The sequence below is a fragment of the Nonomuraea sp. NPDC050786 genome (assembly GCF_040654115.1).
Lineage (GTDB): Bacteria > Actinomycetota > Actinomycetes > Streptosporangiales > Streptosporangiaceae > Nonomuraea.
On record NZ_JBFAHJ010000004.1, the window covers coordinates 178,957 to 201,713 of the forward strand.

The 22,757-nt window shown below is 71.1% G+C and carries 20 protein-coding genes; 11 read left to right on the plus strand and 9 right to left on the minus strand.

Annotated elements, in window-relative coordinates; all coding sequences use genetic code 11:
- Positions 1–171 precede the first annotated feature (171 nt).
- The 3 genes from AB0H84_RS10825 to AB0H84_RS10835 are packed head-to-tail and all read left to right on the plus strand — an operon-like array spanning position 172 to position 4,469.
- Entirely contained in the window at positions 172–1,287 is a 1,116-nt protein-coding gene (locus AB0H84_RS10825) for a serine/threonine-protein kinase (protein ID WP_357601446.1), read from the plus strand.
- 35 nt (positions 1,288–1,322) lie between these two features.
- Positions 1,323–3,023 carry a protein kinase gene (locus tag AB0H84_RS10830; RefSeq protein ID WP_357601449.1) on the plus strand — a complete coding sequence of 567 codons (1,701 nt, stop codon included), beginning with the start codon at positions 1,323–1,325 and terminating at the stop codon, positions 3,021–3,023.
- 60 nt (positions 3,024–3,083) lie between these two features.
- The gene (locus AB0H84_RS10835) at positions 3,084–4,469 is read left to right on the plus strand and encodes a class II fumarate hydratase (protein ID WP_357601452.1); all 1,386 of its coding nucleotides are present in this window, start codon (positions 3,084–3,086) and stop codon (positions 4,467–4,469) included.
- Here AB0H84_RS10835 and trpD read toward each other — a convergent pair.
- Positions 4,452–5,504, minus strand: coding sequence for an anthranilate phosphoribosyltransferase (gene trpD, locus AB0H84_RS10840; protein WP_357601455.1), 1,053 nt, complete (start codon positions 5,502–5,504; stop codon positions 4,452–4,454). The two genes, AB0H84_RS10835 and trpD, sit on opposite strands and share 18 nt — an antisense overlap.
- 242 nt (positions 5,505–5,746) lie before the next feature.
- Here trpD and AB0H84_RS10845 point away from each other — a divergent pair, with 242 nt between their 5' ends.
- The 5 genes from AB0H84_RS10845 to AB0H84_RS10865 are packed head-to-tail and all read left to right on the plus strand — an operon-like array spanning position 5,747 to position 11,864.
- Positions 5,747–6,499: a 3-hydroxybutyrate dehydrogenase gene (locus tag AB0H84_RS10845; protein ID WP_357601458.1), complete on the plus strand. Its 753-nt coding sequence runs from the start codon at positions 5,747–5,749 to the stop codon at positions 6,497–6,499.
- A complete protein-coding gene (locus tag AB0H84_RS10850; protein WP_357601461.1) occupies positions 6,484–8,391 on the plus strand; it encodes a GAF domain-containing protein in 1,908 nt (635 codons plus the stop codon). Before AB0H84_RS10845 ends, AB0H84_RS10850 begins: the two co-directional genes overlap by 16 nt.
- A 55-nt stretch (positions 8,392–8,446) precedes the next feature.
- Positions 8,447–9,721, plus strand: a complete 1,275-nt coding sequence (locus AB0H84_RS10855; protein WP_357601464.1) for an MFS transporter — start codon at positions 8,447–8,449, stop codon at positions 9,719–9,721.
- Complete coding sequence (locus AB0H84_RS10860; RefSeq protein WP_357601467.1) at positions 9,718–10,719, plus strand: alpha/beta hydrolase; 1,002 nt, start codon at positions 9,718–9,720, stop codon at positions 10,717–10,719. The genes AB0H84_RS10855 and AB0H84_RS10860 overlap by 4 nt, the downstream gene beginning before the upstream one ends.
- A complete protein-coding gene (locus AB0H84_RS10865; protein WP_357601470.1) occupies positions 10,716–11,864 on the plus strand; it encodes a tannase/feruloyl esterase family alpha/beta hydrolase in 1,149 nt (382 codons plus the stop codon). The genes AB0H84_RS10860 and AB0H84_RS10865 overlap by 4 nt, the downstream gene beginning before the upstream one ends.
- Here the strand turns inward: AB0H84_RS10865 and AB0H84_RS10870 are convergent.
- Complete coding sequence (locus AB0H84_RS10870; protein WP_357601473.1) at positions 11,854–13,848, minus strand: glycosyltransferase family 2 protein; 1,995 nt, start codon at positions 13,846–13,848, stop codon at positions 11,854–11,856. The two genes, AB0H84_RS10865 and AB0H84_RS10870, sit on opposite strands and share 11 nt — an antisense overlap.
- A gap of 70 nt (positions 13,849–13,918) precedes the next feature.
- Positions 13,919–14,611, minus strand: coding sequence for a lytic transglycosylase domain-containing protein (locus tag AB0H84_RS10875; RefSeq protein ID WP_357601476.1), 693 nt, complete (start codon positions 14,609–14,611; stop codon positions 13,919–13,921).
- A 284-nt stretch (positions 14,612–14,895) separates the two neighbouring features.
- Between AB0H84_RS10875 and AB0H84_RS10880 the strand changes: the two genes are divergently transcribed.
- The 3 genes from AB0H84_RS10880 to AB0H84_RS10890 are packed head-to-tail and all read left to right on the plus strand — an operon-like array spanning position 14,896 to position 17,473.
- The gene (locus AB0H84_RS10880) at positions 14,896–15,570 is read left to right on the plus strand and encodes a response regulator transcription factor (RefSeq protein ID WP_357601479.1); all 675 of its coding nucleotides are present in this window, start codon (positions 14,896–14,898) and stop codon (positions 15,568–15,570) included.
- Positions 15,567–16,979, plus strand: coding sequence for a HAMP domain-containing sensor histidine kinase (locus tag AB0H84_RS10885; protein WP_357601482.1), 1,413 nt, complete (start codon positions 15,567–15,569; stop codon positions 16,977–16,979). The genes AB0H84_RS10880 and AB0H84_RS10885 overlap by 4 nt, the downstream gene beginning before the upstream one ends.
- Positions 16,976–17,473 carry a hypothetical protein gene (locus AB0H84_RS10890; RefSeq protein ID WP_357601485.1) on the plus strand — a complete coding sequence of 166 codons (498 nt, stop codon included), beginning with the start codon at positions 16,976–16,978 and terminating at the stop codon, positions 17,471–17,473. The genes AB0H84_RS10885 and AB0H84_RS10890 overlap by 4 nt, the downstream gene beginning before the upstream one ends.
- A gap of 14 nt (positions 17,474–17,487) precedes the next feature.
- Here AB0H84_RS10890 and AB0H84_RS10895 read toward each other — a convergent pair whose 3' ends face one another.
- The 6 genes from AB0H84_RS10895 to AB0H84_RS10920 form a co-directional block, all read right to left on the minus strand.
- Positions 17,488–18,756, minus strand: coding sequence for a PhoH family protein (locus tag AB0H84_RS10895; protein WP_357602024.1), 1,269 nt, complete (start codon positions 18,754–18,756; stop codon positions 17,488–17,490).
- Positions 18,757–19,013: 257 nt separating this feature from the next.
- Complete coding sequence (locus AB0H84_RS10900; protein ID WP_357601488.1) at positions 19,014–19,775, minus strand: isoprenyl transferase; 762 nt, start codon at positions 19,773–19,775, stop codon at positions 19,014–19,016.
- A gap of 51 nt (positions 19,776–19,826) precedes the next feature.
- Positions 19,827–20,327 (minus strand): hypothetical protein, encoded by a 501-nt coding sequence (locus AB0H84_RS10905; protein ID WP_357601491.1) that lies wholly within the window; start codon positions 20,325–20,327, stop codon positions 19,827–19,829.
- Positions 20,328–20,461: 134 nt separating this feature from the next.
- Positions 20,462–20,902 carry a hypothetical protein gene (locus AB0H84_RS10910; RefSeq protein WP_357601494.1) on the minus strand — a complete coding sequence of 147 codons (441 nt, stop codon included), beginning with the start codon at positions 20,900–20,902 and terminating at the stop codon, positions 20,462–20,464.
- Positions 20,899–21,762 (minus strand): DUF692 domain-containing protein, encoded by an 864-nt coding sequence (locus tag AB0H84_RS10915; protein WP_357601496.1) that lies wholly within the window; start codon positions 21,760–21,762, stop codon positions 20,899–20,901. The genes AB0H84_RS10910 and AB0H84_RS10915 overlap by 4 nt, the downstream gene beginning before the upstream one ends.
- Position 21,763: 1 nt before the next feature.
- Entirely contained in the window at positions 21,764–22,714 is a 951-nt protein-coding gene (locus AB0H84_RS10920; protein WP_357601498.1) for a TIGR04222 domain-containing membrane protein, read from the minus strand.
- Between the last annotated feature and the right edge of the window lie 43 nt (positions 22,715–22,757).

Here is a 22,757-nt window from a genome sequence, read left to right on the forward strand (position 1 = left end):
GAGTACGCGTACTATCTCCAAGAGCCGAGAAACTTTGTGCCTTCGTGAACGGGACGGATGCGGCCGAGAGGTTTGCTGACGTGACGAGTCAGGCGGGTTGACTTAAGTTCGCAACAATTTATCGGCCGCGCCTCTACTGGTCGGTTTACACAAATAGGTAAGCTGCCAGGCATGCGTGCGCCCTCTGGTTACCTACTCGCCGCGCGCTACCGGCTTCTGGAACCGGTCGGACGCGGCGGCATGGGCACCGTTTGGCGGGCGCGTGACGAGCTGCTCGACCGCGACGTGGCGGTCAAGGAGGTGCGGCTGCCGACCGTGCTCGACGAGGAGCTGCGCGCCGAGCTCTGCGCGCGCACCGAGCGCGAGGGCAGGGCGACCGCGATGGTCGCGCACCCGTCGGTCATCACCGTCTTCGACGTGGTCACCGAGGACGACCGGCCGTGGATCGTGATGGAGCTGCTCCATGCCAAGTCCCTGGAGCAGCTCATCCAGGAGGAGGGACCGCTCCATCCGCGCCGGGCCGCCGAGATCGGCCGGCAGATCCTCGGGGCGCTGCGTGCCGTCCACGCCAAGGGCATCCTGCACCGCGACGTCAAGCCGAGCAATGTGCTGGTGACCGAGGACCGCGCGGTGCTCACCGACTTCGGGCTGGCCGCACTCGAAGGTGACGTTTCCATCACCCAGGTGGGCATCGTCCTGGGGTCCGCGGGCTACATCGCTCCAGAGCGGCTGCTCGGCTCGAAGGCCAGCCCCGCGGGGGACCTGTGGTCGCTCGGCGCGACCCTCTACACCGCCGTCGAGGGCAGGGGCCTGCACGGCCGCCGTACGGCCGCCGCCGCGCTGGCGGCGCTGACCAGTGGCGAGCCGATCCCGATGACCAAGGCGGGGCCGCTGGCTCCCGTGCTCGACGCGCTGCTCAGGATCGACCCCCAGACCAGGCTCGACTCCGTGCGGGCCTCGCTCATGCTGGCCAGGGTGGCCGCGGGAGGCTCGGCCGAGGAGCCCCTGCCGCCGCGCAAGTCCGTACGCATGGGCACCACGACCATCACGCCGCCGTCTTTCGCGCGCAGGCCCACGCACCGCGGGCTGCACAGGGCGGACGTCACCACGACAGCGCTGTCTTCTGTCCCGCCGCCGCGCCAAGAACGTAAATCCGGTGAAGGCGTGCACAGGAAACGCGTTGAAGCGCGGCCGACACCGTCCGCTTATGCCCGTTTCAAAGCGGCGGTGATAAAGTTGTGTCTCCCTCGACGGTTCTGGCCAAGAGAACTTCGCAAGCGAGGTTAAAGCACTTCCCAAGCGAGAATCGATATCTTCTTCTCATGCCGGAACAGCAGACACGCCTGCTCGCGGAGCGCTACGAGCTCATAGCCCCGCTCGGCCGGGGCACCATGGGCACGGTGTGGCGCGCCCGAGACCGCGCGCTCGGGCGCGAGGTGGCGGTCAAGGAGATCCGCCAGGACCCCGGTCTCACCGAGGAACAGCGGGCCGAGCTGCGCGAACGCATGGTCCGTGAGGGGCGCGTCGCCTCACGCATCAACCACCCCTCCGTCGCCGCCATCCACGACGTGCTGATCCAGGACGACAGCCCGTGGATCATCATGGAGCTCATCCATGCCCGCTCGCTGGAGCAGGTGATCGAGGAGGAGGGGCCGCTGCCGCCGCGCCTGGTGGCGGAGATCGGCGTGGACCTGCTCGGGGCGCTGCGCGCCGCGCACGCCCAGGGCATCACCCACCGCGACGTCAAGCCGGGCAACGTGCTCATCACCGAGCACGGGCGCGTGGTGCTGACCGACTTCGGCATCGCCAAGGCCGAGGGCGACTCGCGGCTCACCAAGACCGGCATGGTGATCGGCTCACCCGGCTACACGGCACCGGAACGTGCCAGAGGCGAGTACACCGGCCCCGAGTCCGACGTCTGGTCGCTCGGGGCCACGCTGTACTTCGCCGTCGAGGGGCGGCCTGCGTACGAGCGGGCCACGATCGCGGAGACGCTGGCGGCGCTGCTCACCGAGAGCGCCGACCCGCCGACGCAGGCGGGGCAGCTGCGTCCCATTCTGAACGGCCTGCTGAACAAGGACTACCGGCAGCGGCTCGGCGCTGCCAAGGCGGAGATGCTGCTGCGCATGCTCGCCGAGACCCCCACGAGCGAGATGCCGGTGCTCACGGCCGAGACTCTTATGGCGCAGGAGGGACCTATGCCCGATTCGTTCGCCGCCCCCAAGAGCTCCGCCGCTCCCCAGCCTCCCGCAGGCCAACCCTGGAGCCACGGCCCGGGGGCACAGGGCCCCGGTGGACCACAGGTGAGCGCTCCGGGCCACGGCCCGGGGGCGCAGGGCCCCGGTGGACCGCCTGTGGGCGCTCCCGGCCGCCCCGCGCCGGGAGGGCGCGGCAACCCGATGCCCGTGGGACCCGCATCGGGTGGGCCTGGCGCTCAAGGGCCCGGTGGGCCGGGACAGCGACCGGTTCCGGCGGCCGCGTCAGGGCCGCAGGGGCCGAGCGGCCCCGATGCGCCCACCGCCCCGCGGCTCACCCCGCCCGGCCGCCCGCTGCCGGGGTCCGGCGGCGCGCCGCAGGCCGGCGTCCAGGGCGCCGCGTCCCCTGAGGCGCCGTACGACCCCGAGCGGACGATCAGCATCGCCCGGCCCAAAGGACCGCTCCCTCCGGCTGTCGAGCGGCCCCAGCCCCCGCAGCAGCCCACCGACGAGGGCGCCGTCGCCACCCAGCGCATCCAGCTCCCGCCGCCGCCCGGCCAGCAGGTGTATCCGCTGCCCACGCAGCCGGCAGGCCAGCCCCAGCCCGCCCCCCAGCAGCCCGTCATGCCACAGCAGCAGGGCCGGCCGCAGGTCCCCCCGCAGGTCCCGCATCAGAGCAAGGGCCTGGGCACGGACCTGTTCGCCATCTCGGGAGCCCCGGAGCAGCAGACCACCGGCCGCCGCAACGGCATGCTGGTGCTCATGACCGTGGCCGCCGTCGCGGCCGTGGTGATCGCCGTCCTCATCGTGGCCCTGTTCTCCGCCTGAGTTCGCGAGCCGGCCACCCGCTCCTCGGGGAGCGCGCGGCCGTGGGCCAGACTGGAAGTCATGAGCGAGTTCAGAATCGAACATGACTCGATGGGCGAGGTACGCGTGCCCGCAGGCGCTAAGTGGCGCGCGCAGACCCAGCGGGCAGTGGAGAACTTCCCGATCTCGGGGCGCCCTCTTGAGCCGTCCCACATCGCCGCGCTCGGCCTGATCAAAGCGGTGGCCGCCGAGGTCAACGGCGAGCTGGGCGTGATCGACAAGGACATGGCCGAGGCCGTCGCCCAGGCCGCCGCCGACGTCGCCGAGAACGAGCACGACGCCCACTTCCCGATCGACGTCTTCCAGACCGGCTCCGGCACCTCGTCCAACATGAACGCCAACGAGGTGATCGCGACGCTGGCGGAGGAGCGCCTCGGCCGTCCCGTGCACCCGAACGACCACGTGAACGCCTCCCAGTCGTCCAACGATGTCTTCCCTACGTCGATCCACGTGGCGGCGGCGACCGAGGTGACGTTCCATCTGCTGCCCTCGCTCCAGCACCTGGCGGCGGCGCTGCGGGAGAAGGCGATCGAGTTCGACGGGGTGGTGAAGTCGGGGCGCACCCATCTGATGGACGCGACCCCGGTGACGCTCGGCCAGGAGTTCGGCGGCTACGCCACCCAGATCGAGCGGGGCGTCGTACGGGTCTCCGCGGCCCTCGAGCACGTCCTCGAGCTGCCGCTGGGCGGCACCGCCGTGGGCACCGGCATCAACACCCCGTCCGGCTTCGCCCAGGAGGCCATCGCGAAGCTCCGCGAGGCGACCGGCATCCCGTTCGTCGAGGCCGGCGACCACTTCGAGGCGCAGGGCGCGCGCGACTCGATCGTCGAGCTGTCGGGCCAGCTCAAGGTGGTGGCCGTCTCGCTCACCAAGATCGCCAACGACCTCCGCTGGATGGGCTCGGGCCCGAGGGCCGGGCTGGCCGAGATCAACCTGCCGGATCTGCAGCCCGGCTCGTCCATCATGCCCGGCAAGGTCAACCCGGTGATTCCGGAGGCCACGGCCATGGTCGCGGCCCAGGTCATCGGGAACGACGCGGCGATCACGTTCGCCGGCGCGTCCGGCAACTTCGAGCTGAACGTGCAGCTCCCGGTCATCGCGCGCAACATCCTGGAGTCGATCAGGCTGCTGGCGAACGTGTCGCGGCTGCTCGCCGACCGCTGCGTCTCCGGCATCACGGCGAACGTCGAGCGCCTGCGCGAGTACGCCGAGTCGTCCCCGTCGATCGTCACCCCGCTGAACAAGTACGTCGGCTACGAGGAGGCGGCGAAGATCGCCAAGCAGGCCCTGGCCGAGCGCAGGACCATCCGCGAGGTCGTCATCGAGCGCGGCCACGTGGCCAACGGCACCCTGACCGAGGAGCAGCTGGACGCCGCGCTCGACGTGCTGTCAATGACGAGACCCTGACGCCGGTGCCCGGGTGGCCTCGGCCCAGCGGGTGAGCAGGGCCATTGCGGCGCCGGAGTCGACCGCGTCCGCGGCCCGCTTGTAGGCGGCGTCCAGGGCGGCCGTGAGCTCGGGCGCGGGCGGCGTGCCCTCGCCGGCCACCACGGCGGCGGCCGCGTTGAGCAGCACGACGTCGCGCACCGGCCCCCGCTCCCCGGCGAGCACCGCCCGCGCCACGGCGGCGTTGTGCCGGGCGTCGCCGCCGCGCAGGTCCTCGGGGCGCGCCCGCGGGATCGACAGGTCGGCCGGGTCGAAGGCGGTACGCGTCACGGTGCCGCGGCGTACCACCCAGACCGTGGAGGGGCCCGAGGTGGTGAGCTCGTCGAGCCCGTCGTCGCCCCTGAAGACGAGCGAGGAGCAGCCGCGCTCGGCCAGCACGCCCGCGATGACCGGCGCCATCCCGGGATGGAAGACGCCGACCGCCTGGGCCGGCGGCAGCGCGGGGTTGGTGAGCGGGCCCAGGAAGTTGAAGACCGTGGGGACGCCCAGCTCGCGGCGCGGCCCCGAGGTGCGTCTCAGCCCGGGGTTGAACGCGGGCGCGAAGCAGAACGTGATGCCGACCTCGTCCGCGACCCGCACCACGGCGGCCGGCGGCAGGTCGACGACCACGCCCAGCTCCTCCAGCACGTCCGCCGCGCCCGCCATGGAGGAGGCGGCCCTGCCGCCGTGCTTGACCACCTTGACGCCCGCGGCGGCGGCGACGACGGCGGCCATCGTGGAGATGTTCACCGTGTTGGCGCGGTCGCCGCCGGTGCCGACGAGGTCGACGGGGTCGCCGGAGACCCTGATGGCGGCCGACCTGGACAGCATGCCGTCGGCCAGCCCGGACACCTCGGCCACGCTCTCGCCCTTGGCCCGCAGCGCGACCGCGAAGGCGGCGATCTGGGCGTCCGTCGCCGCCCCCGAGATGATCTGCTCCATGGCCCAGCGGGCCTGGCGTGAGGTGAGGGAGACGCCCTCGAGCAGCATGGTGAGCAGTGCGGGCCAGGTCGTCATGGGGTGCGCCCCTTTCGTCAGTGCTCGACGGGGGCGCCTGGCAGAAATGCCGACGGCCGCCTCGTCGAGGCGGCCGTTGTGCGTATACGCCGGGAGGTCCGCCTAGGAGGCGGGCCACCACTGGGACGAATACGCGATCACGCGCTCAACATAGCAGATTCCGTAGATCCACATAGATCGGCGCTCAGCTATGTCGTCCGCACCCATGCGTCGAAGCGCGGCGACCGCCTAGGGTTCGGGGTATGGCGAAGGAGCTGACGGGGCGGACCGCGCTTGTGACGGGGGCGGGAGGCGGCATCGGGGCGGCCTGCGCCCGGCGCCTGGCCGCCGAGGGGGCCAGAGTTCTGGTCGTCGACATGCGGGCCGAGCCCGCCGAGAAGGTGGCCGCCGAGATCGGCGGCGCGGCCGTGGTCGCCGATCTGAGCGATCCCGGCTTCGTGGCGTCGCTGCCGGACGAGCCGGTGGACATCGTGGTGAACAACGCGGGGTTCCAGCACGTCGCGCCGGTCGAGGAGTTCCCGCCCGAGGTCTTCTCGACGATGCTCAAGGTGATGGTCGAGGCGCCGTTCCTGATCGCGCGGAAGGTGCTGCCCGGCATGTACGCCAAGGGCTGGGGCCGGTTCGTGAACATCTCGTCGGTGCACGGGCTGCGGGCCTCGCCGTACAAGTCGGCCTACACGACGGCCAAGCACGCCCTGGAGGGGTTCTCCAAGGTCGTGGCGCTCGAAGGGGCGCCACACGGGGTGACCTCGACCTGCGTCTGCCCCGCATACGTGCGGACGGGGCTGGTCGAGGCGCAGATCGCCGACCAGGCTAAAGTGCACGGCATCGAGCCGGACGAGGTCGTGGGGGGCATCATGCTGCAGCCCGCCGCCATCAAGCGGCTGATCGAGCCGGAGGAGGTGGCCGAGTTGGTCAACTATCTGTGCGGCCCGGCGGGGTCGTTCATCACCGGCGTGTCGCTGCCAGTGGACGGCGGTTGGACGGCGCGCTAGTGAGCAGGCGCTATCTGGAACTGCTGGCCAGGGAGGCCTCCGCCGTCGAGTTCGAGGGGCCGATCATCGCGGCCCGGGCGGCCGGGGCGGACCCGGCGATGATCGAGGAGCTGGAGCAGGCCAAGGTCGAGGCGCTCAAGGTGCGCGAGCTGCTCAAAAGGCGTGCCAGGCGCGAGGCCGAGCTGTCGGCGCTGTACGACACGGCCGGCGACCTGGCCGCGCTGCGCGACCTCGACGCCGTGCTGGAGGCCATCGTGCACCGGGCCAGGCAGCTCCTGGCCACCGACGTCGCCTACATGACGCTGCACGACCCCGAGCAGGGCGACACGTACATGCGGGTCACCGACGGCTCGATCTCGGCCAAGTTCCGCGCGCTGCGGCTGGCCATGGGGGCGGGGCTGGGCGGGCTGGTGGCGCAGACGGCCACGCCGTACTCGACGGCCGACTACTTCGCCGACTCCCGCTTCCGGCACAAGGAGCACATCGACGAGGCCGTCACGGAGGAGGGCCTGGTCGCCATCCTGGGCGTGCCGCTGCGGCTGGGCCAGCGGGTGATCGGCGTGCTGATGGCGGCCAACCGCAGCGCGCGGCCGTTCCACCAGGAGGAGGTGTCGCTGCTGGCCAGCCTGGCCGCGCACGCCGCCGTCGCGATCGACAATGCCAGGCTGCTGCAGGAGACCAGGAACGCGCTGGAGGAGCTCTCCCAGGCCCACAGGGTCGCCAGGGAGCACGGGGAGGCCGTGGAGCGGGGCGCGCTGGCCCACGACCGGATGACCTCGCTGGTGCTGCGCGGCGGCGGGATCGAGGACGTGGCGGCCGTGGTGACCGACGTGCTCGGCGGCTCGCTGGCCGTGCTGGACGACCTGGGCCGCCCGCTCACCGGTGACGTGGGCGAGCTCGACGCGGGCGTGTTCGAGGCGGCGCAGGCGTCCAGGGCGCTGGGGCGTACCGTGCGAAGGGGCGACCTGCTGATCGCGTCCGTGGACGTCGGCGGCGAGCCGCTGTGCACGCTGATCCTGCGCAGCGACGACGCCGACGAGCGCATCCTGGAGCGGGCGGCGCTGGTGTGCGCGCTGCTCCTGCTGTTCCGCAGGAGCGTGGCGGAGGCCGAGGGCCGGGTCAGGGGCGAGCTGCTCGACGACCTGATCTCCCGGCCCGACTCCCCCGGGCTGGCCGACCGGGCGCGGAGGCTCGGCGTGGACCTGCACGCGCCGCATGTCGTGGTGGTCGCCAAGCACGGCGGTCAGCGGGAGCGGGCCGCGTTCTGGGCCTCGTCGCAGGCCGCGCTGAGGCACGGGCTGGCGGCGGGTCGGGGTGACGAGGTCGTGCTGCTGCTGCCCGGCGAGAACGCGGGCCGCGTCGCCCAGAACGTGGCCACCGAGCTGAGCGCGTCCCTGCACAGCCCGGCCACGGCGGGCGCGTCCAAGGCCACCCTCGACGGTGACGCCGCCGGTGACGCCGCTGGTGACGCCGCTGGTGACGTCGCTGGTGACGTCGCCGGGGCGTACCAGGAGGCCCGCAGGTGCGCGGAGGCGCTGATCGCGCTCGGGCGGGCCGGTGACGGCGCGAGCGCGGCCGAGCTGGGGTTCGTGGGGCTGCTCGTCGGCGACGGCCGCGACGTGCTCGGCTTCGTCAGCAGGGTGATCGGCGCCGTGATCGACTACGACGCCCGCAGGGGCACCGCGCTCACCGACACGATGGCCGCCTACTTCGGCTCCGGCGGCTCGCCCTCCCGTACGGCCGAGGCCATGCACATCCACGTCAACACCGTCACGCAGCGGCTCGACCGGATCGGCAAGCTGCTCGGCGACGGCTGGCTGGAGCCGGAGCGCGCGCTCGAGATCCAGCTCGCCCTCCGCCTGCACCGGCTCGGCCACACATCCACCCCATAGACTGTGGGCTCCGGCCCCATATGAGTGATGCCGGTCACTCCCTACCGTGACCGGCATGGCCACTTCCATCAAGAAGATCGTCGCCGCGAGCCTGATCGGCACCACCATCGAGTGGTACGACTTCTTCCTGTACGGCTCGGCAGCCGCCCTCGTCTTCAACAAGCTCTTCTTCCCCGAGTCCGACCCCCTGACCGGCACGCTGCTGGCGTTCCTCACCTACGCCGTCGGGTTCGTCGCCCGCCCGCTCGGCGGCCTGGTCTTCGGCCACTTCGGCGACCGGCTCGGCCGCAAGACGCTGCTGGTCGTCAGCCTGCTGACGATGGGCGCCGCGACGTTCCTGATCGGCTGCCTGCCGACGTACGAGACGCTGGGCCCGTCCGCGGCGCTGCTGCTGACCGCGCTCCGGCTCGTGCAGGGCTTCGCGCTCGGCGGCGAGTGGGGCGGCGCGGTGCTGATCGTCTCCGAGCACGGGGAGACGGACCGCCGCGGCTTCTGGGCCTCGTGGCCGCAGGCCGGCGCTCCCGGCGGCAACCTGCTGGCCACCGGCGTCCTGGCGGCCCTGGCCGCCTGGCAGTCGGACGAGGCGTTCCTGGCCTGGGGCTGGCGGGTGCCGTTCCTGCTGTCGGGCGTGCTGGTGCTGATCGGGCTCTGGATCCGGCTGACGATCAGCGAGTCGCCGGTGTTCCAGCAGGCGCCGCCGGAGAAGGCGCCGCCCATCAAGGGGGTGTGGCGGTATCACCGCAAGGACGTGCTCACCGCGATCGGCGCGCGTCTCGCGGAGAACATCTCGTTCTACCTCCTCACGGTCTTCGTCATCACGTACGCGAAGTCAGCCAAGATCGACAACTCCACCGTGCTGAGCGCGGTGCTGGTCGCCTCGGCCATCCACTTCGTCACGATCCCGATGTGGGGCGCGCTCTCCGACCGGGTCGGCCGCCGCCCGATCTACCTGGCGGGCGCCGCCGGCATCGGCGTGTGGATCTTCGCGTTCTTCCCGCTCGTGGACACGGGCAACTTCTTCGTGATCACCCTCGCCGTCACCGTCGGCCTGCTCTTCCACGGCATGATGTACGGCCCGCAGGCGGCCTTCTTCTCCGAGCTCTTCGGCACGAGGATGCGTTACACCGGCGTCTCCATCGGCGCCCAGCTCTCGGCGATCGTGGCCGGCGCGCTCGCCCCGATCATCGCGGTCGCGCTGCTGAAGAGCTACTCCACCAGCGTGCCCATCTCCGCCTACCTCGGTGTGGCGGCCGTGCTCACCCTGGTCGCCGTCTACGCCGCGCGCGAGACCCAGGGCCGCGACCTGGCCGAAAGGGTCCACGCGAAATGAAGGTCCGTACGCCGAGGCTCACCCAGAACGTCCTGACCGTCGAGGGCAGGGACACCGGCGAGCCCGTGCTGTTCGTGCACGGCAACGTCTCCTCCTCCGCCTTCTGGCGCGACAGCATGGCGGCGCTGCCCGACGGCTACCGCCCGCTCGCGGTGGACCTGCGCGGGTTCGGCGAGAGCGACCCCGCGCCCGTGGACGCCACGAGGGGCCTGCGCGACTACTCCGACGACGTGCTCGAGCTGGTCGAGGCGCTCGACCTGGACGGGGTGCACCTGGTCGGCTGGAGCCTGGGCGGCGGCATCGTCCTGCAGGTCCTGCGCGACCGGCCGGCCGCCGTCAGGAGCGTGACCCTGGTCAACCCGATCAGCCCGTACGGCTTCGGCGGCACGGAGGGCCCGGACGGCCGCCTCACGCACCCCGACGGCACGGGGGCGGGAGCCGGGGCCGCCAACCCCGACTTCGTGGCCCGGCTCAAGGCGGGCGACATGTCGGACGAATCTCCCACGTCACCCCGCAGCGTCTTCCGCTCCGCGTACGTCAAGCACCCCGAGGTCGCCGACGAGGACTTCTACGTACGCTCGATGCTCACCACCCACGTGGGCGAGGCCAACTACCCCGGCGACGCCGTGACCTCCTCCGAGTGGCCGGGCGTGGCCCCCGGCAAGACCGGCCTGCTCAACGCCATCGCCCCCACCAACTTCCGGCTGGACGACCTCCACGAGATCGATCCCAAGCCGCCCGTCCTGTGGGTCAGGGGCGCCGACGACGTGATCGTCTCGGACACGTCGCTGTTCGACCTGGCCCACCTGGGCGCGCTCGGCGTGGTGCCCGGCTCCCCCGGCACGCCCGCCCAGCCCATGGTGGCCCAGACGAGGGCCGTGCTCGAGCGTTACGGGCCGTACCGCGAGGTCGTGCTCGACGACTGCGGCCACAGCCCGCACCTGGAGCATCCGGACGAATTCGGTCGCCTGCTGGCCGCTCACCTCGGGGAGGCATGATGTTCGTCGCGCTGAGCCTGGTGGCCGGCCTGCTCACGGCGGTCCCGCAGCTCACGGTCCCGGGCGCGGAGCAGGCCGTGGTGGCCACGCTGGACGACCTGACCACCGCGGGCACGGTGAAGAGCGGCCACACCGACCCGGCCGACTGGGCGGGCCTGCACTCGGCCGCCACCGTCAACCCGACGGGCGTGCCCGGCATCCAGATCGACGGCTACTTCCCCGACACCTCCACCACCAACGCCACACACGGCTGGAACCACGACGCGCAGTTCGTGATCAGGCTCCCCGACAAGTGGAACGGCGGCCTCGTCGTCAGCGGCACCCCGGGCAACAGGGAGCAGTACGCCAACGACTACACGATCTCCGACTGGGTCCTGGCCAAGGGGTACGCGTTCGCCTCCACCGACAAGGGCAACGTCGGCGTCAACTTCTACGAGGACGGCCGCCGCCCTGGCGACGCCATCGCCGAGTGGAACGACCGCGTCACGCAGCTCACCGTGGCCGCCAAGGCGGTCGTCAGGCAGCGGTACGGCAAGCGGCCGCAGCGCACGTTCGCGGCGGGCATCTCCAACGGCGGCTACCTGGTCAGATGGCAGCTGGAGAACCGCGGCTGGCTCTACGACGGCGGCGTCGACTGGGAGGGCACGCTCTGGCGGGTCAAGGGCGACAACCTGCTGACCTTCCTGCCGCCCGCGCTGAAGGCGTACCCGGACGAGGCCGGGGTGCGGGCGGCCGGGTTCGCGGCGGGCTCGGAGTTCCTGTGGCCGTTCCACCGGCAGTACTACTGGGAGCTCACCCAGCAGCTCTACCAGAAGGAGCTGGACCCGTCCTACCAGGGCGCGGCGGCCGACTACGACTATGACGAGCGCAGGCCGTATCAGGCGGTGTCGAAGATCGCGCTGACCGGCCGGATCACCAAGCCGCTGATCACCATCCACGGGACCCTCGACACGCTGCTGCCGATCTCCCGCGACTCCGACGTGTACGCGAAGATGGTCGGCCCGCACCGGCCGTTCCGCTACCACCGCGTCGAGGGCGGCAACCACCTCGACAGCCTGGTCGACGTCTATCCGGACCGGCTGAAGCCCATGCTGCCGGTCTTCAGGAACGCCTTCGAGGAGCTGGAGGGCTGGATCAGTCCTTGAGATAGCGGTGCTTGCCCGCGCGCGCCAGGCGTACCAGGTGCCGCGCGCCGGGCAGCCGCCTGCCGATCCTGTGCAGCATGGTGTCGCGGCCCATGGGCGAGCGCCGGCGCTGGTCGGCGGCGGCGGGCCGGACCTGGATCCGCCCCCTGCGGATCTCCAGCGCGAACCTCAGCCCGATCTCCTCCTCCGACGCGCGCAGCGACGACAGCCACCGCCCGGGGCCGAGCTGGTCAGGGGTCGGCATCATCCACTTGACCGGCACCTTGGCGACGAGCTGCCCCGCGAACTTGCCCGGCACCCCCGCCTCGACCAGCGCCGGGGCGCACACCTCGCGGCCGCTCCGCCCGGTGCTGCGCAGCACCAGCTCCATGGGCGGGCCGCCGCTCGGCGGCACGTACGGGACCGGCAGCACGACGTACACGTGCCCGTCGAGCTTCTTGATCTCCACTCCCGGCGACACCAGGGCGATCGACTCGGAGAACGAGCGCGGCTCGACGGCCAGGCCGAGCTCGCCGTGGTCGGTCCAGCACGGCACCACCAGCCGCACCCTGGGGCGCTGGGCCAGCACGCCCAGGCAGTTGAGCGGGCCGTCGGAGCGCCCGACCCGGCTCCTGGCCTGGTTCGCGCCCCCGAACATGCGTACGTGCACCTCCCACTGGCCGGGCTTGAGCGGCTGCCCGTGGGCGGCTTTGGTCACGTCGAGCCTGGCCTCGCCCCTGATCTGCACCCTGATCTTGTTGCGGCCGTCGGGGACGCTCTCCACGTGCTGGGTCATCGGCAGGAAGTGGATCGCGCCCGTCTCTGAGTGGCGCACGTAGAGGTCGACGCGTGCCCGCTCGACCGCCTCGGTGACGTCGGTGACGCTGTCGTCGAGCGAGCCGGTCTCCAGGGCGCGCGGCGGGATCCAGTGCACGCGCTCGCCCTGCGTACGGTACCGGTCGGGCGTGCCGTCGCCCGCCAGGACCTCCACAGTCAGCCCGAGCACCAGCACGTGGGCGTCCCAGCGCACTTCGGTCAGGTCGGCGCGGAGACCGGCGCGCCTGGAGGAGTTCGACAGGAGCACGACCTGGTCCAGGCGGCCCATGCGGACGTACGCGGCCACCACGCGGAGCTGAACCGGGAGGTAGCGGTCGAGCCGGGCGGGGAACCGTTCCATCACGAGCTCCTGCGCCACCCGGAAGTGCAGGCCGCGATCGACGGAGGAGTCGGCGAACCTGGCGGTCAGCAGCGGGCGCAGGACGGCGTAGCGGAACCAGTGGGCGTACATGCGGTCGCGCTGGCGGCCCTCGCCGACGTAGGTGTCGATGTCGTCGAGAAGCCCGATCAGCTCCTTGACCATCGTCCGCGGCTCCTCCTCGTCCCCGCGCCGGTCGCCGAGGTGGCAGCAGACGTGCTCGGACAGCACGGCGATGACCTTGGCGCGCAGGTAGGCCCGCATCACGAACGCCTGCTCGGCCATCCGGCCGCCGGGCACGCCGAAGCCCAGGTCGTGCTCCTCCAGGAAGGCGCGGCGGTAGAGCTGCTGCGGCACGAGCAGGCTGAGCAGCCGGTCGCGCAGGATGTCGGCGCTGGCCGTGCCGCGCTCGAAGGCGGTCATCGGCGGCCCGAAGTCCCGGATCAGGCGGCCGATCAGGATGTCGGCGTCGGTCTCCACGGCGCGCTCGTACATGCGGGCGATCGCGTCCTTCTCCAGCCGGTCACCCTGGTCGAGGAAGTACACGTACTCGCCGGCGGCGGCCGCCAGGGCCACGTTGCGGCCGCGCGTGGGCGAGCCGGTGTGCGGCAGGTGCAGCACGCGGACGTTCTGGCGGGCGGCGGCGATGGTGTCGAGGCGCTCCCCAATCCCGTCGGTGGAGCCGTCGTCCACGAAGATCACTTGGTATTCGGCCGCCGGCATGGTCTGCTCCACGGCCGAACGGATGCACGCGTTGGCGGTGACACCCGGATTGTGGACATTGACGATCACGCTGACCTTCACACCCATGCGGCCAGCGTGCGCGGATATACCCCTTCCGGCGCGGTGGCTTGCCGATTAGAGAAGGAAAGTTGACCCTCTAATACCAACCCACCGACTGTGAATGGCCCCAGGCGGCGCAGGGCGTGCCGTAACGGCCCTTGATATAGCCGAGGCCCCACTTGATCTGGGTCGCGGCATTGGTCTGCCAGTCGGCGCCCGCGCTGGCCATCTTGCTGCCCGGCAGGGACTGCGGGATGCCGTACGCGCCGGAGTAGCGGTTCATCGCCCGCTCGTTCCAGCCGCTCTCCTTGGTCCAGAGCCGCTCCAGGCAGCCCCACTGGTCGCTCCAGCCCATGGAGGCGAGCATGGCCTTGGCGGTGGCCTTGTTGCTGCCCGGCGAGGGATCGCTGCCCGGCGGGAAGTTCATGGAGGGGAACCCGTCGCCGCCCGGCGCCTTCTTGGGCACGACCCAGTCGATGTCGTTCTTGCCCGTGCCGGACCGGCCCTGCTTCAGCTTGTCCGCCTTGGCTGCCTGCTCGGCGGCGTTCTTGAGCGCGTCGCTCTTGGGGTCGGGCACGTAGAGGTTGCCGCTGGCGATCGCGCCCAGCTGCTCCGCCGTGAAGGGATCCACGGGCGGCCTCTTGGCGTTCTCCATCGCACGGTAGGCGACGAAGCCGCCTCCGCCCACGACGACCACCAGGGAGGCGGCGATGATGACGACCCGCTTCGGGGTGAAACGCGCAGGCCGGCGCGCCGAAGGCAGGTCTTCCTTCGGAGGGCGCTCACTCAACTGCGGACCGGGACTCACGAACCATGAGCTTGCCGTGTCCCGGGGGGTGGTCCGCAACCGAAACGCGGTAATCGCTTGGCTCTACATTGATTAACCGGCTGGTAAGCACGGCGTTTCCGATCGGTGTGATTTTGGTCACATGAGCCACAGGCTCCCCTTCGGGCACCCGTGACCGAAGGGAAGCCAGTTCCAGGGTGTCGCCCTTACTTCGGGATCCCATCCACGACATGTCACAGTTTGGTGACTTAGTTCGGGCATTCGGGACATGGAATAATAATGTGCGCGTGGCCGGCATCCTCCTTGTTGAAGACGACCCCTCCGTCCGCACCGCTCTCGAGCTCGCGCTGACCCGGCAGGGGCACTCCGTCACGTCCTATGCCACCGGCGAGGAGGCGCTCGACCACATCAGGGCCCGGCGCCCGGAGATCGCGATCCTCGACGTGATGCTCCCGGGCATCGACGGGATCGAGGTGTGCCGCCGCGTACGCAAGCTCGACCAGCTGCCCGTCATCCTGCTCACGGCCCGCGGTGACGACCTGGACGTGGTGGTCGGGCTGGAGGCCGGCGCGGACGACTACGTGGTCAAGCCGGTCGAGCCCAGGGTTCTGGACGCGCGCATCCGCGCCATCCTGCGCAGGGCCGAGTCCGCCGCCTCCGATCGCATCACCTTCGGCGACCTCGTGATCGACCGGGGCGCGCTCAAGGTCACGCTGGCCAACAAGGAGATCCATCTGACGCCGACCGAGCTGCGGCTGCTGCTCGAGCTCGTACGCCACCCCGGCCAGGTGCTCAACCGCCGCTACCTGCTGCGCGAGGTGTGGGACCACACGCACATCGCCGACTCGCGGCTGGTGGACGCCTGCGTGCAGCGGATCCGTGCGAAGATCGAGCCGAAGCCGGCCGAGCCCGTGTTCATCCACACGGTGCGCGGGTTCGGCTACCGTTTCAGCCCTCCGTGATCCCGCTGCCCACCGGGCTGCGCGCCCGCCTCGTCATCACGTTCACGCTCGTCGCCGTCACAGCGTCGACGCTGGTCGCCACCATCGGCTTCGAGCTCGCCAAGACCGCGCTCGTGACCCGGGCCGAGAGCACCTCGCTCGACCTGGTCACCAGGGAGCTGAGCAGCATCACCTTCCCCGTCGGCAAGCTCAGGCCGGGCGAGGCCGCGCCGACGACCAAGGATCTGGACCGCGTGACCGCCGCGCTGAGCGGGCCGGGCAGAAGCGTGCTGATCGAGTACGGCAACATGGTCTCCGCCGAGGGGCCCATGACCATGAGCGACGTGCCCAACGAGCTGTACGGCCGGGCCAAGCAGAGCGTCGTCACCCAGCGCAAGATCATCGATGACCAGCTCTGGCTCATCGTCGGCGCCGAGGTCTACCGTGACACCGACAGCGTGCCCGAGGCCACGGGGCTGCGCGCGTTCGTCTTCTTCCCGATGCACGACGACGAGAGCCAGCTCGACACGCTCAGGACCACGCTCGTCCAGGGCGGCGCGGCCATCGTGCTGATCGCCCTGGTGGTGGCGCTGCTGTCGGCCAGGCAGGTGCTGCTGCCGGTCAGGCGGCTCAGCGCGGCCGCGCAGGCGCTCGGCCAGGGCAGGCTGGACACCCGCCTGCCCGTCCACGGTCAGGACGAGCTGGCCGAGCTGACCGCCAGGTTCAACGACGCGGCCGCGGCGCTGGAGCTGAGCGTGTCGGAGCTGCGCGCCCTGGAGGCCATGTCGCGCCGGTTCGTGGCGGACGTCTCGCACGAGCTGCGCACGCCCCTGACCGCGATGACGGCCGTGGCCGACATGCTCTCCGAGGAGGCCAACCGGCTGCCGGAGGCGCCGGCGGAGGCCGTACGGCTGGTGCTCAGGGAGATCGAGCGCCTGCGCGAGCTGGTGGAGCACCTCATCGAGATCAGCCGCTTCGACGCGGGCACGGCCACGCTCAACCTCGAGCCGGTGAACGTGGCCGACGCCATCATGGACTGCCTGGAGGTACGCGGCTGGAGCGAGCAGGTGGAGGTCAAGGCCTCCCAGGGCTTGACCGTGAACCTCGATCCGAGGAGGTTCGACGTCATCGTGGCCAACCTGGTGGGCAACGCGCTCAAGCACGGTGAGCGGCCGGTCGTGGTGAGCGCCAGGGGCACGGAGAACGGCCTGGAGGTGAAGGTGCGCGACCACGGCAAGGGCATCCCGCCCGAGGCGCTGCCGCACGTCTTCGACCGCTTCTTCAAGGCGGGCGCGGGCCGGGCCCGCAGCCAGGGCAGCGGCCTCGGCCTCGCGATCGCCAGGGCGAACGTCCACCTCCACGGCGGCACGATCTCCGTACGCCCCCAGAACCCCGGCACCCTGTTCACCGTCTGGCTTCCGCACTCATGAAAGCCGTCCTTACGCTGCTCTGCCTGATCGCCGTGGCGGCCTGTGGCATCTCGCCCACGGACGTCCAGGATCGCGGCAACGTGCCCACCGTCAACATCCCGCCGCCGTCCAAGACGATCTACCTGATCAGGGACGGCAAGCTCGCCCTTGAGCCGGCCGACGTCGAGAACGACACCGTCGCGAGCCTGCTCGGCGCGCTCTTCGCGGCCTCCGAACAGCCGCTCGGCGACCGGGACACCGCGCTGCGCGGCTTCACGTACCTGGGGATCAAGGACTCGCTCAACCCCGTGCAGCGGGACGAGATCCAGCTTCCGCGCACCTCGACGCTGACCGTCTACATCAGGGGCGACGGCACGCTGACCAGGCTCGGCAAGGCGCAGATCGTCTGCACGGCACAGCAGGACGCGGCGTTCGAGCTGGTCAAGATCGTCCGCGAGAACGCGCACCGCCCCTCTAAGTCGGAGGGGCGGTACACCTGCGGCGAGCTGAAATGAACGTGTAGGGGCTGTTAGAGGCTGAGGTCCTCCAGCATCTCCGTCACCAGCGCGGCGATCGGAGAGCGCTCCGAGCGGGTCAGCGTGACGTGCGCGAAGAGCGGGTGGCCCTTGAGCTTCTCCACCACCGCCACCACGCCGTCGTGCCGGCCGACCCGGAGGTTGTCACGCTGGGCGATGTCGTGGGTGAGCACCACCCGCGAGTTGGCGCCGATCCGGCTCAGCACCGTCAGCAGCACCCCGCGCTCCAGCGACTGGGCCTCGTCCACGATCACGAACGCGTCGTGCAGCGACCGGCCGCGGATATGCGTCAGCGGGAGCACCTCCAGCATGCCCCTGTCGAGCACCTCCTCGATCACCTCGGGCGAGGTGATCGCGCCGAGCGTGTCGTAGACCGCCTGCGCCCACGGGCCCATCTTCTCGCCCTCGGTGCCCGGCAGGTAGCCGAGCTCCTGGCCGCCCACCGCGTAGAGCGGGCGGAAGACGACCACCTTGCGGTGCTGGCGGCGCTCCAGGACCGCCTCCAGGCCCGCGCAGAGCGCCAGCGCCGACTTGCCGGTGCCGGCCCGGCCGCCCAGCGAGACGATGCCGATCTCCGGGTCCATCAGCAGGTCGAGCGCGATGCGCTGCTCGGCGGAGCGGCCGTGCAGGCCGAACACCTCGCGGTCGCCGCGCACCAGCCGTACGGACTTGTCCGGCTGCACCCGGCCGAGCGCCGAGCCCTTGGCCGACAACAGCCGCAGCCCGGTGTGCGTCGGCAGCTCCCTGGCCTCCTCGAGGTCGGCGGTGCCCTGTTCGAAGAGCGTCTCGACGTCCTCGGTGGTCACCTGGACCTCGGCCATCCCGGTCCAGCCCGACTCGTGGACGAGCTCGGCCCGGTACTCCTCGGCCGCCAGGCCGATCGAGGCCGCCTTGACCCGCAGCGGCAGGTCCTTGGAGACCAGCACGACGTCGCAGCCCTCGGCGGCCAGCGAACGGGCCACGGTCAGGATGCGGGTGTCATTGTCGCCCAGGCGGAACCCGACGGGCAGGATCGAAGGATCGCTGTGATTGAGCTCAACCCTGATCGTGCCGTCCCCCGTAGGCATCGCCTCGTCGAGCCTGCCGTACTGGATCCGCAGGTCGTCAAGGTAACGCAGGGCCTTACGCGCGAAGTAGCCGAGCTCTGGATGGTGCCGCTTGCCCTCCAGTTCGGTGATGACCACGATCGGCAGGACAACGTCGTGCTCGGCGAAGCGTGTCATAGCCGCCGGGTCGGCCAGCAGGACCGACGTGTCGAGCACGTACGTGCGCTTCGCCGACTGGTGAGTAGGGTTGCTCGAGGACACTGCCACACGTTCTCCCCCGGGCGCCCATTGGGGCGGGCACCCTGCAGACGAGGCGGGAATCGGACCGGGCCCGCTTCCCCGACCGCGAGCTGCCGTCGGCGCCGGGTCCCGGCCCCCCTCGGCAGTTCTTGGTGCAAAGGCGGGCCCTCTCCGGATATCCGACCTGCGGCCGGATATTTCCTACGTTACGTCGTGAATGCCCAGATGTCGCGTCATGAACCGTAACGTCGGTGTCTCGCAGCGTAGTCGCGCAGCGCCCGCAGGAAGTCGACCCTGCGGAAGTCAGGCCAGTAAGCCTCGTGGAAGTAGAACTCAGAGTGAGCGCTCTGCCAGAGCATGAAGCCGGACAGACGCTGCTCGCCCGAGGTCCGGATGAGGAGGTCCGGGTCGGGTTGGCCGCGAGTGTAGAGATGCTCCGCGATGTGCTCCACATCGAGCACCTCAACGAGGTCCTCGATGCTCGCCCCCTTGCTCGCGTGCTCCTGGAGCAGTGAGCGCACCGCATCGGCAATCTCACGTCTTCCTCCATACCCAACTGCAACGTTCACAATCAGGCCCGGACGGTGTGATGACGCTTCCTTTGCATTTTTTAGGACATTGGCCGTTCGATCGGGCAGCAGATCGAGCGCGCCGACCGGGATGATCCGCCAGCCCTCGTCCACCAGCTCCTGCGTCACGTCCTCGATGATGCGCAGCAGCGGCTCCAGCTCCTCCTTCGGCCGGTTGAGGTTGTCGTTGGAGAGCATCCACACCGTGACGACCTCGACGCCGGTCTCGCGGCACCAGCCGAGCAGCTCGGAGATCTTGTCGGCGCCCTTGCGGTGACCCGTGGAGACGTCACGTATGCCCATAGCGCGCGCCCAGCGGCGATTGCCGTCGATGATGACCCCGACGTGCCGGGGGATGCTGTCCTTCGAGAGCTTGGACTCCAGCCGATGTTCATACAGCCGGTAGACCAGATCGCGCAGGCCCACGGAGTTCCTCCCCAGCGGTCGCCTTTGGTCGCTTGACCCAACAGGCAATTATCACCGCGATTCGCCCGTGCCTGCTCCGCCTATCGGATTCCTCGCCAGATCTCTACCTTCCAGACATCCTTCCGCCTCATTCACGAGGCCCCGTACGAACCTCGCCAGCTCCGCCGACGTCAGCACCGCACGCATGCCCACCCCCGTCGAGCCCCACGCCTCCACGTACGCCCGCCTGGTCAGCCGCCACTGCCCCTTGGTCGCCTGCCACACGGGGATGGTCCTGAGCTGGCAGCGCAGCTCGCCGCCGCCCACCAGGCCCGCTCTCGTGCGGTAGCGGAAGGAGAACAGCTCGCTGTCCGGCTCGTCGTCGGGGAACCTGTCGTCCGGGTCGGCCCACCGCCTGGCCGCTCCCCGGCCCTCACGGGCCTCGTCCACACCGCGCGCCAGGCGCGCGAGCAGCCAGCCGCAGCGCTCCCCGACACTCCCGTACGGCGTGCCGTCCCTATGGAGCTCGAGGGTGACCTCGTACGGCGTGCCGACGCTGTCCTTGCATGCCACCGGCGTGACGGTCAGATAAGAGCCGTCAACGCAACGCAGTCCCCCCATTCCCTCACCATTTTCCGGCCCAATGTCGGCTAAACCGCCTATGCCGGATCCGCGGCCGCCTGGGGTGAGCGGCGAAGAAGTCCAGGTCAGGGCAGGAAGCGGGACCACCAGCGGGGCTTGCGGGGCGGGTCGGGCATGCGGCCGCGTTCGCGTAGCCAGGCGGCGAAGTCGTCGGCGTCGGTGCGGTAGTCGGGCGGCGGCGCGCTGCGCGACCGGGCGTAGGCGGCGAACTCCGCGACCAGGTCGGGGCCCGCCGCGGCGGCCGCGTCGGGCCGGAGCCTGGCCACGACGCTGCGCCGCTTGGCGACCAGGCTCGACGCCTGCACCCGCATCCGCTCGGGATCGAACCCCTCCGGCACGGCGGCCCCCGCGACGAGGGCCGCCACCACCCGCTCCTGCGCCTCCGCCAGCCGGCGCTGAGCCTCCGAAAGGTCCTGTGCCTCCGCCAGACGCCGCTGCGCCTCCGAGAGGTCCTGCGCCTCCGCCGGCCGGAGCTGAGCCTCCGAGAGGTCGTGACCGTCCGTCATCCGGCCTCCCGAGCCAGGGACATCGCGCCCCTGATCCTGGAGAGCTCGCCCTCCAGGGCCGCGTCGCTCGGATACTCGTCGTCCCACTCCAGCAGCACTCCCGGCGGGGCGGCACGGGAGCACAGCTCGGTGAGAAGGTCGAGGACGGCCTGCGGCGCGGAGGTGGTGTGCGTGTCGTGCCAGATGCCGTGGTGCTCGTACCCTCCGGCCACGTGGACGTACGCGAGGTGCTCGAGCGGCAGCGCGTCGAGGGCGGCCACGGCCGACAGGCCCAGGTTGACCTGGTTGGTGTAGAGGTTGGCCACGTCGATCAGCAGCCCCACCCCGGTGCGCTCGACCAGCTCGGCGAGGAACTGGGCCTCGGTCAGCTCGTCGTCGGGCCAGCCGAAGATCGCGGCCACGTTCTCCAGGGCCAGCGGCACCGGCAGCGCGTCCTGTGCCCGGCGCACGTTCTCGGTGATGACCCGCAGCGACTCGCGGGTGCGCGGCACCGGCAGCAGGTGCCCGGCCTCCAGCCCGCCGCCCCGTACGAACGCCAGGTGCTCGCTGACCAGCGGCGAGTCCAGCGCCTGCGCGCACGCGGCCAGGTGGGCCAGCCGGGCCGGGGAGGGCGGCTCCGCGCCGCCGATCCCCAGCGAGACCCCGTGCGGGATCACCGGCAGGCCCCTGGCACGCAGGAGGCGTAACGACTCGGGCAGGTCGGCGGGCCTGATGTTCTCGGCGACCACTTCGAGGAAGTCGACGCCGGGCATCCGCTCGATCGACAGGTCCAGCTCGGCCCGCCAGCCGATGCCCACCCCCAGCTCGGCCCCCGGGCCGTCCCCGGGCGCGGACCGCCGTCCCGCCTCCGGCTCGGACATGTCAGCTCCCTCCGCCGCAACCACCGCCGCCACAGCCGGACCCGCCGCCGCAGCCCGAGGAGCCGCCGCCGCAGCCCGACCCGGAGTGCGAAGCGCCGCCGCAGCTGCCTCCGCCGCAGCCCGCGACAGCACCGCCGCTGCCACCGTACGCCGCCTGCCGCCGCCCGCGCCGAGGCGTGGGCCGCGCGGCCGGGACGTGGGTGTCCAGCGCCCTGCTCAGGTCCGAGTCGCGCAGCGCCCAATGACCGTGCAGGGCGATGTGCACCGGCGTGTTACCCGAGCCCGCGGGGTGCGCCTCCCTGGCCCGGGCCAGCTCCTCGACCCCGGCCGCCGTGCGCGCGAACCCCTTCCTGAATCTCCTGACGCCGGAGAGCATCACGGCGGCGACGATCCCCGTTGCCAGCAGGAGCAGCACGGCCACGGCAGGAAGCGGCGCCAAACCTCCGGAGAGCACGACCACCCCCGCCACGAGCCCCGCGACCTCCAGGACCGCCACCACCCTCAGCCCGGTGGCCAGCCACTTGAGCCGGGTGAGGCGCGCATCCGACATGATCAGGCCCAGCTCGGCGAGCCGGCGCTGGAGTTCGCCCATGGCCGGGCCCCGGCCCACCGCCTGCTTCACCAGGAACCTGGCCGGGCCGGCGTTCTCCGCGACGGCGGTCAGGGTCTCCTGCTCGACGGGGTCGTCAACGGATCCCTTGGCGAGGATGTGGAAGCGCGGCCCCCGTGACACGCGCAGTTTCCCCTCTTCGGCCAGGAGCGTGAGGGCCGTGTCGACCACCCGCTCCGAGCCGCCCGCCAGATAGGCGAGCTCGTAATGACCGAGGTCGCGAGCGCGGGATCCGTCCGCGGCCGCCCGGGCGGCGGCGGCGTGCTCGCGTTTGATCGCGGAGGCGATGGTGACGGCGATCGCCGCCAGGGCCACCGAGAGAATCAGCAGGACAAGGTCCATTACGGCCTCCCTCCGTGCAGCCGTTCAAGGCTGGTTACTCGAG